The organism is Parabacteroides goldsteinii (assembly GCF_020091425.1).
GTDB lineage: Bacteria > Bacteroidota > Bacteroidia > Bacteroidales > Tannerellaceae > Parabacteroides > Parabacteroides goldsteinii.
This window is the reverse complement of sequence record NZ_CP081906.1, coordinates 2,083,381-2,100,204: the sequence shown is the minus strand read 5'-3', so window position 1 is coordinate 2,100,204 and position 16,824 is coordinate 2,083,381. Positions and strand designations below refer to the sequence as shown.

Annotated in this window: 13 protein-coding genes; 9 read left to right on the top strand and 4 right to left on the bottom strand. The window is 44.6% G+C overall.

All coding sequences use genetic code 11. From position 1 onward, the window contains the following. Positions 1 to 20: 20 nt before the first annotated feature. The gene (locus tag K6V26_RS09810; RefSeq protein WP_224265246.1) at positions 21 to 1,319 is read right to left on the bottom strand and encodes a 6-bladed beta-propeller; all 1,299 of its coding nucleotides are present in this window, start codon (positions 1,317 to 1,319) and stop codon (positions 21 to 23) included. 190 nt (positions 1,320 to 1,509) lie between these two features. On the opposite strand from K6V26_RS09810, the gene K6V26_RS09805 reads away from it, so the two are divergent. Next, on the top strand, positions 1,510 to 3,813 hold the full coding sequence (locus tag K6V26_RS09805) for a family 20 glycosylhydrolase (RefSeq protein ID WP_224265245.1): 2,304 nt from the start codon (positions 1,510 to 1,512) through the stop codon (positions 3,811 to 3,813). 86 nt (positions 3,814 to 3,899) lie between these two features. Here K6V26_RS09805 and K6V26_RS09800 read toward each other — a convergent pair whose 3' ends face one another. After that, positions 3,900 to 5,273 (bottom strand): aminopeptidase P family protein, encoded by a 1,374-nt coding sequence (locus K6V26_RS09800; RefSeq protein WP_007656811.1) that lies wholly within the window; start codon positions 5,271 to 5,273, stop codon positions 3,900 to 3,902. Between the two features lie 196 nt (positions 5,274 to 5,469). On the opposite strand from K6V26_RS09800, the gene K6V26_RS09795 reads away from it, so the two are divergent. The 6 genes from K6V26_RS09795 to K6V26_RS09770 all read left to right on the top strand — a co-directional run bounded on the left by K6V26_RS09795 (position 5,470) and on the right by K6V26_RS09770 (position 9,377). Beyond that, on the top strand, positions 5,470 to 5,814 hold the full coding sequence (locus K6V26_RS09795; RefSeq protein ID WP_007656807.1) for a hypothetical protein: 345 nt from the start codon (positions 5,470 to 5,472) through the stop codon (positions 5,812 to 5,814). Between the two features lie 14 nt (positions 5,815 to 5,828). Further along, on the top strand, positions 5,829 to 6,251 hold the full coding sequence (locus tag K6V26_RS09790; protein WP_007656804.1) for an ATP-binding protein: 423 nt from the start codon (positions 5,829 to 5,831) through the stop codon (positions 6,249 to 6,251). A gap of 6 nt (positions 6,252 to 6,257) precedes the next feature. Then, positions 6,258 to 7,637 carry a [Fe-Fe] hydrogenase large subunit C-terminal domain-containing protein gene (locus K6V26_RS09785; protein ID WP_224265244.1) on the top strand — a complete coding sequence of 460 codons (1,380 nt, stop codon included), beginning with the start codon at positions 6,258 to 6,260 and terminating at the stop codon, positions 7,635 to 7,637. Then, on the top strand, positions 7,624 to 7,962 hold the full coding sequence (locus tag K6V26_RS09780) for a DRTGG domain-containing protein (protein ID WP_007656800.1): 339 nt from the start codon (positions 7,624 to 7,626) through the stop codon (positions 7,960 to 7,962). The genes K6V26_RS09785 and K6V26_RS09780 overlap by 14 nt, the downstream gene beginning before the upstream one ends. Continuing rightward, positions 7,959 to 8,702 carry a PHP domain-containing protein gene (locus K6V26_RS09775; RefSeq protein WP_224265243.1) on the top strand — a complete coding sequence of 248 codons (744 nt, stop codon included), beginning with the start codon at positions 7,959 to 7,961 and terminating at the stop codon, positions 8,700 to 8,702. The genes K6V26_RS09780 and K6V26_RS09775 overlap by 4 nt, the downstream gene beginning before the upstream one ends. A 150-nt stretch (positions 8,703 to 8,852) precedes the next feature. Next, complete coding sequence (locus K6V26_RS09770) at positions 8,853 to 9,377, top strand: sensor histidine kinase (protein WP_224265242.1); 525 nt, start codon at positions 8,853 to 8,855, stop codon at positions 9,375 to 9,377. Position 9,378: 1 nt separating this feature from the next. Here the strand turns inward: K6V26_RS09770 and K6V26_RS09765 are convergent, their stop codons facing one another. Together K6V26_RS09765 and rlmD are read right to left on the bottom strand one after the other, a co-directional pair. Next, the gene (locus K6V26_RS09765) at positions 9,379 to 10,773 is read right to left on the bottom strand and encodes an MltF family protein (protein WP_007656796.1); all 1,395 of its coding nucleotides are present in this window, start codon (positions 10,771 to 10,773) and stop codon (positions 9,379 to 9,381) included. A gap of 11 nt (positions 10,774 to 10,784) precedes the next feature. Next, a complete protein-coding gene (gene rlmD, locus K6V26_RS09760) occupies positions 10,785 to 12,200 on the bottom strand; it encodes a 23S rRNA (uracil(1939)-C(5))-methyltransferase RlmD (RefSeq protein WP_046147111.1) in 1,416 nt (471 codons plus the stop codon). A 193-nt stretch (positions 12,201 to 12,393) separates the two neighbouring features. On the opposite strand from rlmD, the gene ppdK reads away from it, so the two are divergent. Beyond that, complete coding sequence (gene ppdK, locus K6V26_RS09755) at positions 12,394 to 15,114, top strand: pyruvate, phosphate dikinase (RefSeq protein WP_224265241.1); 2,721 nt, start codon at positions 12,394 to 12,396, stop codon at positions 15,112 to 15,114. A 203-nt stretch (positions 15,115 to 15,317) separates the two neighbouring features. Continuing rightward, entirely contained in the window at positions 15,318 to 16,814 is a 1,497-nt protein-coding gene (locus K6V26_RS09750; protein WP_224265240.1) for a tyrosine-type recombinase/integrase, read from the top strand. Positions 16,815 to 16,824 lie beyond the last annotated feature (10 nt).

Genomic DNA, 16,824 nt, shown 5'->3' with positions numbered 1-16,824 from the left:
GAGGAACAGCTCTTTTTTTGTTATTTCAAGTGGGCTATCATAAAGATCGGGTTATCTTCATCATCTACTTTTCCGGATAAATCGAGTAATGCTTGGTCTACTTTATTACCAGCCGCCTGTTTTTCCTCTATGTACTCATGTAATTCGTATGGCCAGAAATAGGCAAACAATTGATTATCGTAAACTCCGAAACGAGGGAAGAATGTTTCTTTATGATGAATATCATCAATAAAACCTCGACCTTTTACTGCAACGGTTTCGCCTGTTCGTTTATCGTAATAAGCGATTTGTGGGTAAGCCTGATCTTCCATATCCCGGAGAACCGGACTGACAATATTCTCATTCCAGATAATGAATATATAATGATCTGTGTCATAAACAGCATTGATCCATTTTTTTCCTTTTGTCAGGCGGGTAAGTTCGCAATTATCAAGATAGCTTTTAAGAGCAGCTTTTCGGTCTACGCTATTTCTGGTTTTGTGGACAGACATCATCAACTCGTCGAAAAGTTCGTTTTGCCGCGTCAGTGAAATTTCATTCGGTATTTTATATTCTCCTAAATCAATGATCCATCGGGGAGACAGACCGTTTTCTTTTACCCTGTAAATGGTATCATTATAATAGTTGTAAAAAAGAGCACTGTCCGAGTTGCAGGTGTAAGCTCGTTTAATACCTGAATAACTGACATTATTAAGTCTTATTTTAGGTATGGAAGAAGGGATGACACGTTCTGCATGTATGATTTTGAAGTTATGATCTACAGTGTAGACTGTGTCCGGAAGATTGTACATTGAAAGAGAGTTTCCTGCCGGAGCCCAATCGTTGATCCATCCAATTCTACCTAATTGTCCAGGTGCTTCAAATTCTGATTTTGTATTCGATAATAACTGTATTTCATTACCGGTAAATTTACCGTTTTCATCATACTCGATCAGTTTATGACCGTAAGAATAGAAATGGCCTTTTGTAAAAAGCGATCCCATATAGAGAGCGGGATCTTCTCCGGGACCTTGCCCGATACGACCTATGGTCCGGACAAATTTTCCATTCAAATCAAAAACAGTGCGGCTACATATAATATACGGAGGAGAATAATTGAACCAACTTGTATTTCTAAGCAAACATTCTTTCCGGGTTTCAAGTGGGAGGTAAGTAATACTATCTACCAATTCAGATAAATTAACTTCGCGTATCTGATTAATAGCATCTCCCAAACGGATGATATTGTCGATTGTTTTCTCCTCTGCCGCGGTTTGTTTCGTTTCTCCCGAACAGGAAAATAAAATACCGGCTAACAGGATATAGGTTAATTTTTTCATGGCTTATCTATTATGGAGTGACTAATAACAAAGTATGAACAAAGATACAATATTCTACGAACGATTCGTAATATTGGCGTTAAACTGTCTTAATAAAACAAGTCTGCATTCTCTTAAAAATGGACTGTAAACCGGATTTTTATTGTATTTTTGTTTTCTAATTTATTACCAAACAAATAAACACATTAAAATGTACAGACAGTTTATCGCAGCATGTTCCCTGACCGGAGCTTTAATGCTGAGTTCATGTTCACCCACGACCCCTGTGGCACATGATGTTTCTATTATTCCTATTCCCAAAGAGATTAAGAATGCCAATGGGCAGTTTACTTTGAAAGATGGCATGACAATCGGTGTTGCCGATAAGCAATTATTGCCGGCTGCAAACTATCTTTCCGGCCTTTTATCCCGTTCAACCGGCTATATATATAATGTACGCGAGGGAGACGGTGATATATCTTTAGCTGTAAGTGATATTGCCGGTCAAAATGAAGGTGCCTATTCTTTGGACGTTACTTCCGGTAAAGTTCAGATCAAGGGAAATACCTATGGCGGTGTTATTTCCGGTATTGAATCTCTTCGCCAGCTTTTGCCGGCAGAGATAGAGTCGCCAGCGGTGGTAAAGGACATTAATTGGAGTGTTCCGGCTGTTCAGATCACTGATGCACCCCGTTTCGGTTGGAGAGGGTTGATGTTGGATGTTTCCCGTCATTTCTCTACTAAAGAAGAAGTGAAGGAACTGTTGGATATGATGGCTTTTTACAAACTAAACAAATTCCACTGGCATCTGACCGACGACCAGGGATGGCGTATCGAAATAAAGAAATACCCGTTGCTGACAGAGAAAGGGGCTTGGCGTACCTTTAACAATCATGACCGGGAGTGCATGAGATTAGCAAAAGAGCAGGATAATCCCGATTATGAAATTCCGGCTGAAAAGTTACGTATCACTCAGGGCGATACTTTATACGGAGGTTTCTATACCCAGCAAGATATTAAAGAAATCGTTGAATATGCCGGTGTACGTGGTATCGATGTAGTTCCAGAAATAGACATGCCGGGACATATGCTGGCGGCGGTAAGTAATTATTCAGGTGTTTCTTGTTTTAATCAGACAGGGTGGGGAACGACTTTTTCTTCTCCGGTTTGTCCGGGTAAAGACTCGGCTCTTGAATTTTGTAAGAATGTTTATAGCGAAATCATTCCGCTTTTCCCTTATAAATATATCCATCTGGGAGCCGATGAAGTAGAAAAAACGAACTGGAAGAAATGTCCTGATTGCCAGAAACGAATGAAAGATAACGGACTGAAGACAGAAGAAGAGTTGCAGTCCTGGTTTGTTCATAACATGGAGAAGTTCTTTAACGATAACGGAAAAGAAATGATCGGCTGGGATGAAATCCTGGAAGGCGGTTTGTCTCCGACGGCAACAATCATGTGGTGGCGTACCTGGAGTCCGAATGCAGTTCCTGACGCAACGGCACAAGGCAACCACGCAATCATGACTCCGAATGCTAATTTCTATTTTGACTATCAGCAGGATAAAAATTCATTGTCTGGTGTATACAATTACAATCCGATGCTTGAATCGTTGAATGATGCACAGAAAGCATTGATTTTGGGTATGCAGGCAAATCTCTGGTGCGAATATATCCCATCCCGCGAACGGATACAATATATGATTATGCCCCGTATGATGGCATTGGCAGAACTGGCCTGGAGCGATCCTTCCGTAAAAAGCTGGGATGGATTTAAAGAAAGACTGGTAAAGCAATTCCCGCGTTTGAATATCATGAATGTAAATTACCGTATGCCGGACCTGGAAGGATTCAACAACACAAATGCATTTATCGGTGAAGGTACAGTGGCAATTACTTGTCTTGATCCAAGTGTTGAAATCCATTATACAACGGATGGCAGCATCCCGACTTTGGAATCGCCTCAGTATAACGGTCCGATCAAGGTTACGGAAACGACAGACTTCACTTTCCGCTCTTTCCGTCCGAACGGTAAGAAAGGTGATATCGTGAAGACGCGTTACGTTAAGAGCGAATATGCTCCGGCTGCGGATGCTACACCTTCCAAGAAAGGTTTGCAGGCTGTATGGCATGAGTTTAAAGGTAACAAATGTGCCGATATTGATAATGCTCCGGTAAACGGTACGTATGAAATATCTGAAGTGACTATCCCGAAAGAAGTGAAAGGTAATATCGGTTTGGTCGTTACAGGATATTTCAATGCTCCGGAAGATGGTATTTATACTTTCAACCTGTTGTCTGACGATGGCAGTACATTGAAGATTAACGGAGAATTGGTTGTTGACAATGACGGTCCTCATTCACCCCGTGAAGTAACCGGACAGAAAGCATTGGCAAAGGGACTTCATCCGATTGAAGTTAAGTATTTCGACCATAATGGCGGTATGCTTCAGCTAAAGGTTTTGACGGCTGATGGCAAAGAACTGCCGGTTAATGCAGATATGTTTGCTTATTGATCAGGTAACGACTAGAAATATAAACGCCCCGTAAAGATTAGACATGCTTTATGGGGCGTTTTGTTTTATATTCAACTATTTCTTATTTACCGCAGTGCTTCCACTTCTTCCGTGTGTAAAGGAATCTTCTTTCCTAACAGACGGGCACCGTCTTCTGTAATCAGATAATCTTCTTCGTTGCGGATACCGCTGAAGTCTTTGTAAGTTACCAGCTTTTCATAATTGATAAATTCGGTGAACTTATTCTGGCTTCTCCAAAGATCCATCAATTCAGGGATAAAGTAGACACCCGGCTCGATAGTAAGAACGAATCCCGGTTCCAGTTTACGTCCCAGGCGGAGAGACTTACGGCCGAACTCAGTACTCTTCGGTTGTCCGTCGTATCCCACATATACTTCACCCAGGTTTTCCATATCATGTACATCCAATCCCATCATGTGTCCCAGGCCACAAGGCATGAACATTGCATGAGCTCCGGCCTTTACAGCTTCCATCGGATCGCCTTTGACAAAACCAAGATCCTTCAAACCTTCCATAATGACTTTGCAGGATAGTTCGTACACATCGACGAAAGGAATACCCGGACGCAACGCTGCAACAGCCGCTTCGTGAGCCGCTACCTGAATATCATAAATATCTTTCTGGCGAGTCGTGAATTTGGAATCAGCCGGAATGGTAGAAGACATATCACCCGCATATCCCATTTCCGTTTCCGCACCGGCATCGAGCAGCAACATATCGCCACTCTTAATCATATTACTATGATCATGGTTATGCAGCGTCTGCCCGTTGATCGTTGCGATAATGGGGAAGGAGAGTTGATAGTCATTCGCATAAGCCACTTCAGCCACGGCAGCAGCCACTTCGCTTTCACGGATTCCCGGACGTACGGTGCGCATGGCAGTCAGATGCATGTCGGCAGTAACCACACAAGCCTTTTCGATTTCGACAATCTCTTCCGCAGTCTTATAATTACGCTGATTTACTACGCCGAAGATGAAAGGCACCGAAGGTTGTTCCGTTCCCGGCACGATACCCAGCCATTGGAACAGTTTGATCTGATGTTCCGCACGGTAAGTCGGCAGGTAATGGATACGCTGGCTTTTCTGTTGTGCTGCTTTCAGATACGATTCAATTTCCTTGAAGGGACGAACTTCGGTGATACCGGCTGCTTCGCTTTTCTCCTTCAGTGTCGGCTGAGTTCCCATCCATACGATTGCATCGATCGTCAGTTCGTCACCGAAAATGATTTCTTTATCATTGTCAATATCAATAATGGCGGACAGACCGGCATAAGGAAGCCCGAAGAAATACAGGAACGTGGAATCCTGGCGGAAGTGATAGGTGTTGTCTGCATAATTCATTCCCGACTCATCGTTTCCGAGGAAAAGCAACAGGCCTGAACCTATTGTCTGTTTTAGTTTGGCCCGGCGGCCCATATAGGTTTCTTTACTAAACATAAGAATAGAATTTTATTTATTGCTACCAAAGATAATGCAAGCTGAGAACAGAATAAAATGAACGAGTTCATTTTTTATGTCGAGGCGCAGCTTATCTTCGTTTTGGAACAAAGATAGTAATTAATATAGACTAACAGACATCTATTAAAAAATATTTCTTACATTGGCATCACGAAATTAAACCTTGCATGCGATTATGAAGATTCAGCAAATACAAGAACTTACCGATGCGACCGTGGCATGTGGAAACGATAAGCTGGGTCATGAAGTACAATGTGCTTTTGCCAGCGACCTGATGAGCGACGTTCTGACATTGTGCTGTGATGAAATGATTCTCATTACCGGACTTTGCAATTTGCAAACGATCCGTACAGCCGAAATGGCCGATGTCGATTGTATCCTTTTCGTCCGTGGCAAGAAAGCTACGCCGGAGATGTTGCAACTTGCGTCCGAGAACAATATGATCTTGCTTGAAACCTGTCATTCCATGTATCATGTGGCTGGCGAGTTGTATTGCAGCGGTCTTGTGCCGGTCTATTAAAGAAAGGAGAGGATATGCAGCTAACGTTTGAATTGGAAGGAGGAAACTTCTCGAAGGCCGGATATGCTTCCAGCCAGATAAAGAAGATACTGAAACAGTTATCGATCGATTCCCGTGTCATCAAGAGAGTGGTCGTGGCGCTCTATGAAGCGGAAGTGAATGTTGTTGCCCATGCCTGGCGTGGGAAAGTGGCGGCAGAACTGGATGCGGATAAGATTACGCTGACATTGAAAGATGAAGGTCCCGGCATTCCGGATATTCCGCAAGCCATGCAGGAAGGCTTTTCCACGGCTTCGCCGGCTGTGCGTGAAATGGGGTTTGGGGCAGGAATGGGATTGCCCAATATGAAAAAGAATGTAGACGAATTAACTATAGAGAGCGAGGTAGGCGTAGGAACAATCGTACGCATGGTTACCTGGTTCAGGAAAAAGGAGTAGAAGACCATGGAAGATATTAAATTTTATCATGCCCTGAAGATCGACAAGGAGCGGTGCGTCGGTTGTACACATTGTATGACGAAATGCCCGACTCGTGCAGTCCGTATCCGGGATGGGAAAGCCGTAATCCGCAAAGACTGGTGTGTCGATTGTGGGGAATGTCTGAAAGCATGTCCGACAGAAGCCATTTATGTGGAGCAGGACGACTTCCAAAAGATATTCGACTACGAATGCCGCGTGGCGCTTGTTCCCACCGTTTTCATCGGACAGTTTTCCAAATATACGACGGAAGAAGAAATATTCAGCGCCTTGTATGAGTTGGGATTTACCCATGTCTACCAGGTTGAGTTTACGGCCGATATGATTCATCGTGAGATGCTCCGGCAGATGGAACTGGCCGAAGAAAAGCCGGTGATCAGTTCTTTTTGTCCGGCGATTGTGCGACTGATACAAATTCGCTTCCCGGCTTTGGTCGATAATATCCTGCTGGTGAAAAGTCCGGTGAATGCAACTGCTACCTATTACCATCAGGTATTGACGGAGGAAGGTCATTCCCCGGATCAGATCGGCCTCTTTTATGTCACTCCCTGTGCCGCCAAGATTGCCGCCTTGAAAAGCGCTGACGGGTATTCGTCCACCATTAACGGCGTGATCAATATGGATACCCTATATAATAAGGTATACCATATCCTGCAAAACCGACCGAAAGGATATAAGCCGGATTGCGTGCTTCCGCCCGCCCTGACAAAGAAAGAAATGCGATGGAGCCAGACAGGAGGGGAGGCCAAACACTTCTCCGGCCGTTGCCTGGCCATCGACGAAATACATAATGTGATCGATTTCCTGGAACGTATGGAAACGACAACGGAGGTCCGTAATGTGGACTTCCTGGAACTCCGTGCCTGCGACCGCAGTTGTGCCGGAGGCGTATTGGCCGTTGCGAACCGCTTCCTTACGGCCGAACGGATCATGAAGCGTTCGATGAAACGTGATAAGGCACCGCTCATTTATGCCTCTGAACGATTGGGAGCTTTGGCTTATTTGAAGCAGCACATCACAATCCGTCCGCTCCAGCCTAACCCGAAGCTGCTCTATGACGGTTCTATTGAGGAAGTCCTGAAAAAGATGGAACAGGTGCGCCGTCTGATGTGTTATCTGCCGGGAATCGACTGTGGCGCTTGCGGAAACCCTAATTGCCAAAGTCTGGCAGAAGATATCGTCCGTCACGAGGCCCAGTTCAGCGACTACATTTTCATGCAGCGCAATATGGAGAAGCATGGTAAACTGGATCAGGAACATGCCTTCCGCCTCGTCGAAAAGACCTGGGGAAAAGATCGTTTAAATAAAGACTGTTATAAGAAAGGAGCTAAATATGAAGGTCAGTGATCTTGTAAAAGAATTGAATCTTACCGTTTTTTGCGGAGAAGAGAATCTGGATACGGTAATCAAAGGTGGCTATACCAGCGACCTGTTGAGTGATGTAATGGGACATATGGAAGAAGGTATGTTGTGGATCACCATGCAAACCCATCAGAACATTGTTGCCGTTTCCACGCTGAAGGATGCTGCCGCCGTCTTGATTGTCAATGGCGCTTCGCCGGATGAAGAAACATTGCAAAAGGGGAAGGACGAGGATATTCCTTTGTTGGGAACATCTCTTTCTGCTTTTGTTATCAGTGGAAAAGTGTATCAACTGTTACAGAACGGATGAACCTCTACCGGGCCGATCTGCATATTCATACCTGCCTTTCGCCTTGCGGAAGCCTGGATATGAGTCCCACGGTCATTGTCGAAACGGCACTTGCCCGCGGATTGGATATCATTGCCATAACCGATCATAACACGACTTTGCAATGTCCTGAAATACAATCGTTGGGAGCCGAAGCCGGATTGACTGTCCTTGCCGGAGCCGAAGTCTGTACCCGTGAGGAAGCGCATTGCATTGCCCTTTTCGGAAGTGATGAAGCCCGTGCCGCTTTCCAGCAATATCTGGAGAAACATCTACCGCCTGTTCCCAATGATCCCGGCCGTTTCGGCGACCAGGTCTGGGTAAACCGGAAAGATGAGATAATGGGAGAGGCCCCGTACTTATTGCTTTCCGCACTCGACCAGAACGTCAATCAGGTGGCTGCATTTGTAAAGGAACTGGGCGGCCTTTTTGTTGCTGCGCATGTGGAACGACCTTCTTTCAGCCTGATCAGTCAGTTGGGATTTATTGATCCGTCATTATCGCTGGATGCAATAGAATATACGGATGCTTCCCGCTTCGCCCGGCTTTTGTCGGAGCAGAAGTATTTATCGAACTACATATCCTATCCGGCTTCCGATGCCCATTATCCGGAACAAATCGGGACTAAGCCCTGTTTGATACGGGCCGCTGCACCTTTATTCGAAAACATCAGGATGGCTTACGCCAAAAGTCAGGAACATTTAGTCTTTTCCTCCGCATAATTAAAATAGGAAGATATACTATACACAAATGTAAGGTATATTCTACATATAAGTAAGGCTATACTTGCTAATATGCAAGGCATGCCTTCCTTTTATAAAATAAAGGAGAAAAAAGTTTAATATTCAGCATATCAGGAAATAAATATCAGGATGAATACACTTACATTTCATATTACGGATATAGCATCAAACAGTGTTCGTGCCGGTGCGACTCATATCTTATTGGAAATTGCTATAAATGAGGAGAATACAACCATCCGTATTGCAGACAACGGTTGTGGAATGGATGCAGAGACGATTGCCCGGGTAACGGATCCGTTCTATACGACCCGTACGACCCGAAAGGTAGGTCTGGGAATCCCTTTCCTGATACAAAATGCGGAACAGACCGGAGGTTTTGTCAAGATAAGTTCCCAACCGGGGGCGGGGACGGAGGTTACAGCTTGTTTTATAACCGCTAACATTGATTGTCCTCCCTGGGGAGACCTTCCCGGAACAGTCGCCATGTTGATAAGCGGCAATCCGGAAATTAATGTCCACTTTTCATATAAAAAGGGAGAACAGCTTTTTGAAGTGAGTACGGAAGAGTTGCGGACTGTCTTTGAAGACATACCGCTAAGTCATCCGAAGGTAATACTTGCCATAAAGGAGATGATTGCAGAGAATCTGTCGTGATTCAACTATGCTTAGTCTTACTCTTGTAGTAATTGTAACGTTCCATCACTTCACGCACATAATTGAATGTCTCCGAACCGCGGAGATATCCATGTTTGCAGACAGGGTCATTATAATATTCGGGATCGCTTTTCAGGCGGATATACTCGGCAACATTATCTTCCCAGACGTTCGGGTTCTTTCCATACTTTTCGGCCAGGCGTTGAGCGTCATAGACATGTCCGATGCCGGCATTGTAGGAGGCTAATGTAAACTTTATCTTTTCCTGCGGGTCGGTAATCTCGGAAAAGCCCTGGCGGAATTTACGCAGGCAATCTACACCCGTACGGATTCCGATATCCGGGTCTTTCAGTTCGTGGGGAGTAACACCAAGCGCTTTTGCCGTGTTCGGCATGATGCCCATCAGACCTTCGGCTCCTGCCCAGGATACGACGGAAGGGTTGAAATGGGATTCCTGATAGGAAATGGAGGCAAGCAGCTGCCAATCCCATCCGATGTTTTTGGCATGCCGACGGAACAAATCGTCATAAGGAGAAATATGCCCGTTCTTTACCGGGGGAAGATCTGCCGTTAACGGCTGCTTACCTAGCTCGAAATAACGTTTCACTACTGCCCGGTAGACGTGCGAGCCAGATTTATCCGATGCCCATGCATTAATAGCTTCGGCCAGTTGCGGACTGCTTTTACGAACCAGCCAGGAAGAACGCTGCATGAAGCTGACTTTCAGTGAGACATTGATATTCCAAAAGTAGGTCTTATTCAGACGAGCGATATTATCGTCACTGATGGTATAAGGAATTTCACCTTGCGAGACCATCGCTATCAGGTCTTCGGTTGTTACCGTGTCTTTCTTGATGTCTTTTATATGGATGCCGCCGCCTAATTCTTTATCCAGGTTTTTAAGGCGTTCGTAATACTTTGTATCGGGTTTCACATATACGTCTTTCCCGATTAGTTGGGTGACATCTTTAAGAATCGTATCGCCTTTGTTGGCACGCTGAACCAATACCTGGCTGGTGAGTTCTTCCCGTCCGCAGTAGAGATAATTTTCTTTCAGGTTATTGCTTACCTGGATGGGATAGGCAATAACGTCGGCTTCTCCGGCTTCGAGCATTTCGATCAGGCGGGTGGCATTTTCGGCCACTTTGATATTCAGCTTCAGTCCTTCGGAACGGGCAAAGTCTTTTATCAGGTCGTATTCGTACCCCATCGGCTCCATCTTATACTGGAAATAAGACGTGGAACTGTAGAGTGTGACAGCTGTTATTTCGCCCTGTGCCTTCAACTGGGGGAGGTCCATAGACACAAAATCGTCTTCCTTCTGCTCTTGCTTCTTGCCGGAACAGCTACTCAAAAGCAAAGTGATACACAAAAGGGAGACGATTTTCCTATACATTATTATATATGTTACTTTTTCTTCTCTAATAAAACGACATTTTCCACATGATGTGTATGTGGGAACATATCGACCGGACGAACTTTCTTCACGTCGTACTTCACGCTAAGCAGGCTCAAATCGCGGGCCTGTGTTGCCGGATTACAACTTACATAAACGATACGCTCCGGTTCGGCGAAAAGGATGGTGTTGATTACATCATCGTGCATGCCGGCACGTGGAGGATCAGTAATAATAACATCCGGACGGCCATGTTGGTTTATGAAATCTGCTGTCAGGATATCTTTCATGTCTCCGGCATAGAACAACGTATTGTCAATCTTATTCAAAGCCGAATTAACTTTAGCATCTTCGATTGCTTCCGGTACATATTCGATGCCGATTACTTTCTTAGCCTGGCGGGAAACGAAGTTGGCAATCGTTCCGGTACCGGTATAAAGGTCGTAAACCATTTCATTACCGGTCAGTCCGGCAAACTCGCGGGCTACTTTATATAAGTTATAAGCCTGTTCACTGTTCGTCTGATAGAACGATTTCGGACCAACCTTGAACTGAAGGCCTTCCATCTCTTCAATGATATGATCTTTACCACGGAACACCAGGACTTCCTGGTCGGTGATCGTGTCGTTGCACTTTTCGTTTATGACATATAATAAGGAAGTGATTTCCGGGAATTGTTCTGCCACATGAGATAGCAGGGCTTCGCGGCGTTCCTTATCTTCATGGTAGAATACAACCACCACCATCAGGTCGCCCGTCGATGCCGTACGTATCATTAATGTACGGATAAAACCTTCCTGGTTCCGCAGGTCGAAGAAAGGATATCCTTCGTGTGACAGGCAATATTCTTTGATGTAAAGGCGGATACGGTTGGAAATATCATTCTGCAACCAGCATTTGTGTATATCCAGCACTTTGTCGAACATGCCGGGAATATGGAAACCGACCCCGTTCATGCAATCGAAAGTGGCTCCGGATTTTACTTCTTCTTCTGTCAGCCATTTCTTGTTGGAGAATGTGAATTCGAGTTTATTCCGGTAGAAGGTGGTGCGTTCGGAACCCAATATAGGCAAAATCTCTTCCATTTCTATCTTTCCGATACGGGTGAGATTGTCTATAACCTGCTTATGTTTGTACTTCAACTGCGCTTCGTAGGGCAGATGTTGCCATTTGCAACCGCCGCAAACACCGAAATGTTCGCAAAAAGGAACGGCACGTTCCGGAGAATATTCGTGGAAGTACACTGCCTTACCTTCGGCATAACTGTTCTTTTTACGGGTGAGCTGGATGTCTACTACGTCGCCGGGAGCAACAAAAGGAACAAACACTACTTTCTCATTTACTCGTGCAATCGCTTTACCTTCAGCGGCTACGTCTGTAATTGTTACCTTTTCCAACAAGGGTAACTGCTTCTTATTTCTTGCCAATTTTATCTGAGTTTTAAATTTTTCCCACGCAAATGTACATATTTAGGTAATACGAATAATAAGGAATAGCTATAAAACACATAAAATTGTTTAACTTTCTATATCCTTCATACTCTGAAATAGCATATATTTGCAGCATTGCAATGTAGAGATAGCAAAACTGAAATCTAATAAACATAATACTGTCTGACACATGGAAAGAAAAAGAGTCTACACATTCGGAAATGGAAAAGCCGAAGGAAAAGCAGATATGAGAAATCTGCTGGGTGGTAAAGGTGCAAACCTTGCCGAAATGAATTTGATTGGAGTTCCGGTTCCTCCGGGATTCACTATCACAACAGAAGTTTGCTCGGAATATTATGAACTGGGCCAGGACAAAGTCGTAGAACTACTGAAGTCGGACGTTGAAAAAGCTATTGCTAATGTAGAAACGTTGATGAACTCCAAGTTCGGAGATGTAGAAAACCCGTTGTTGGTTTCTGTCCGTTCCGGAGCACGCGCTTCTATGCCGGGTATGATGGATACGATCCTGAACCTGGGATTGAACGACGAAGTAGTAGAAGGGTTGACACGTAAAACCGGTAATGCTCGTTTTGCATGGGACTCTTATCGCCGTTTTGTACAAATGTACGGTGATGTGGTTCTGGGTATGAAACCGACCAGCAAGGAAGACATCGACCCGTTCGAAGCAATCATCGAAGAGGTGAAAGAAGCCAAAGGGGTGAAGCTGGACAACGAACTGACTGTCGACGACTTGAAGACACTGGTTACAAAGTTCAAAGCCGCAGTAAAGAAACAAACAGGAAGCGACTTCCCGACTTGCGCTTACGAACAGTTGTGGGGTGCTGTCTGTGCCGTATTTAACTCATGGATGAACGAACGTGCTATCCTGTACCGCCAGATGGAAGGTATTCCGGCAGAGTGGGGAACAGCCGTAACTGTTCAGGCTATGGTATTCGGTAATATGGGTGAAACTTCCGCTACCGGTGTATGTTTCTCTCGTGATGCCGGTAACGGTGAAGACTTGTTCAACGGTGAATACCTGATTAATGCACAGGGTGAAGACGTTGTGGCCGGTATCCGTACTCCGCAGCAGATCACTAAAATCGGTTCACAGCGCTGGGCTGAACGCGCCGGTATTCCTGAAGAAGAAAGAGCTGCCAACTATCCTTCAATGGAAGAGGCTATGCCTGAGATCTATAAGGAACTGGATGCTTTGCAGACGAAACTGGAAAATCATTACCGCGACATGCAGGATATGGAATTTACCGTACAGGAAGGTAAACTGTGGTTCCTTCAGACTCGTAACGGTAAACGTACCGGTGCTGCTATGGTAAAGATTGCCATGGATCTGTTGCATCAGGGAATGATTGACGAAAAGACTGCTCTGGCACGTATCGAACCGAATAAACTGGATGAATTGCTTCACCCGGTATTTAATAAGGCTGCGCTGAAGAAGGCTAAAGTATTGGTAAAAGGTTTACCTGCATCTCCGGGTGCTGCTACCGGCCAGATCGTATTCTTTGCCGACGACGCTGCTGAATGGCATGCTGCCGGAAAACAGGTTGTTCTTGTGCGTATCGAAACATCTCCGGAAGACTTGGCCGGTATGGCTGTTGCTGAAGGTATCCTGACAGCTCGTGGAGGTATGACTTCTCATGCAGCCGTTGTTGCCCGTGGTATGGGTAAATGCTGCGTATCGGGAGCCGGTGGTTTGAATATCGACTATAAGAAAAAAACAATCGAAGTAGGAGGTATTACGCTGAAAGAAGGTGACTTTCTGTCTATCAACGGTTCTACCGGAGAAATCTTTGAAGGACAAATTGAAACGCAGGCTGCTGAATTGTCGGATGATTTCGCTGAATTAATGAAGCTGGCCGATAAATATACCAAACTTCAGGTTCGCACAAATGCAGATACTCCTCATGATGCCGAGATTGCCCGTGCATTCGGAGCAAGCGGTATCGGATTATGCCGTACGGAACACATGTTCTTTGAAGGCGAAAAGATCAAAGCAATGCGTGAAATGATCCTGGCGGAAGATGCCGAAGGACGTAAGAATGCATTGAAGAAGATTCTGCCTTATCAGCAAGCAGACTTCAAGGGTATCTTCAAGGCTATGCATGATCTGCCTGTTACCGTTCGTCTGCTCGATCCTCCTTTGCACGAATTTGTTCCTCACGATCAGAAAGGTCAGGAAGAAATGGCTGAAGCAATGGGTATCTCCGTAAAAGAAATTCAGCAGCGTGTTGAATCGCTTTGCGAACATAACCCGATGTTGGGCCACCGTGGTTGTCGTCTGGGTAATACATATCCTGAAATCACTGAAATGCAGACACGCGCTATTTTAGGTGCCGCGTTGGAATTGAAGAAAGAAGGTATTGTGGCTAAACCGGAAATTATGGTTCCGCTGACCGGTATTCTGTATGAATTTAAAGAACAGGAAAAGGTAATCCGTGCTGCTGCTGAAAAGTTATTTGCCGAAGTAGAAGACCGTATCGACTTTAAAGTAGGTACAATGATCGAAATTCCTCGTGCAGCTTTGACAGCCGACCGTATCGCTTCTTCTGCCGAGTTCTTCTCATTCGGAACAAACGACTTGACTCAGATGACATTCGGTTATTCCCGTGACGACATCGCTTCCTTCCTGCCGATTTATCTGGAAAAGAAGATCCTGAAGGTAGACCCGTTCCAGGTATTAGACCAGAATGGAGTAGGTCAGCTGGTAAGAATGGCTACGGAAAAAGGACGTGCTATCCGTCCGGATCTGAAATGTGGTATCTGTGGTGAACATGGCGGCGAACCGTCTTCAGTTAAGTTCTGCCACAAAGTAGGTTTGAATTATGTATCATGTTCTCCGTTCCGTGTGCCTATTGCTCGTATTGCCGCAGCACAGGCGGCGATAGAGGAATAATACTCTAAGTAAATAAATACTAATATCAGGCTGTAAATCACTGCAATAGCAGTATTTACAGCCTGATTTGCGCTTGGGCGGTTCGTGCATTTGACCGCAAAAAATGAGCCAAATGAACGTATTTGCTTACTCTCTGCTTACACCAAAAGGTACCCTTGCTTACACCTGCTTACACCAAGTTTTAACTCATTAAATAATTGAATATGATTACATTAAAAGCAGTGGTGCGAAAACCAAGGACAGACGGCTTCTTTTCAGTGTACATTCGTATTGTTCACAACAGAAAGCCGGGCTACATCAAGACCAACAAGATTATTGATGCGGCACATATAGACAGCAACGGCGAATTGACCGATCCGGTGGTCAATGAGTATTGTTCAATGATTATCCGACAATACACCGACCGTCTGAACAGAACAGACATTTCTCTATGGGATGTCAAGGATGTCTTGGAGTATTTGCAGAAGACGGATGAAGAAGTTTGTTTTAGCGAGTATGCCAAATCGTTTATCCATAAAATGGAAATGGAAGGTCGCCATCGTACTGCAAAGAACTATAAACTTGCGGTTGCTCACCTTGAACGCTATTTGGGAACGAATCGACTTATGTTTAGCCTTTTGACTTCGACTGTTCTTAAAAAGTGGATTGAGAGTTTGTCGCAAACAAGTCGTGCGAAAGAAATGTACCCCACTAACATCCGTCAAATCTTCAAAGCTGCTATTGCTGATTTGAATGACGAGGAAAGAGGTGTAAACCGAATCAAGTTTAACCCTTGGCTGAAAATTTCTATCCCCAAATCGGATAATGCCGTTCAAAAAGCCATTAGTGCCGAAGCGTGCCGTGAGTTCTTTAATAGACCTCTTCCCAAAACTAAGATGATTTCTTCCTTGCCGGAGCTGGGCAGAGACGTAGCTCTTTTATCGCTCTGTATCGGGGGTATCAACTCTGTAGATTTGTACGAGCTAAAAAAGAAAGACTATAAAAATGGAGTCATAGGCTATCAAAGGGCGAAGACTCGTAATAGTCGTAGAGATAATGCCTATATGGAAATGCGAATTGAACCATTTATCCAATCCACATTTGAGAAATACCTTTCCGATGACAAGGATGAACCATACCTGTTCAATTTCCATCAGCGGTACAGTAATTCTGATAGTTTCAATGCGAATGTAAATATCGGTATCCGCAAAATTTGTCAGGATATGGGTATGGAAAAGGAGGATTGCTATTGCTTCTATACTTTCCGGCATACTTGGGCTACAATCGCTCAGAATGATTGCGATGCGAACCTTTATGAAGTTGCTTTTGGCATGAACCATAGTCATGGCTTCAACATTACTAGAGGTTATGTCAAGATAGACTTTACCCCGGCATGGAATCTGAATGCAAAGGTTATTGACTTCATCTTTTTTAGTGATGAGAAAAGTAAACAAGGCAAAGCGAAAGACTTGGAAGAAACAGAGGATAAACTCTTCCGTATTTCAAAGAAAATGATGATTTATGGTCGGGCTTATTTCAAGGGAAAGGTTGTGGGCGAACTAACGGATATAGGTTTCAGTAATGTGGATGAAGTCATTGCCGAGCTTGTAAAGCAACTGCCAAAGGACATCCCCACAGGTTGTAATGTCCAGTTCCGTCTGTTGAATTGCGATTCTCAAAAGGAAGTCGTTTATGAAAGAAGTAAAGGCAAAGGTTTTTAGTTGACGTGTA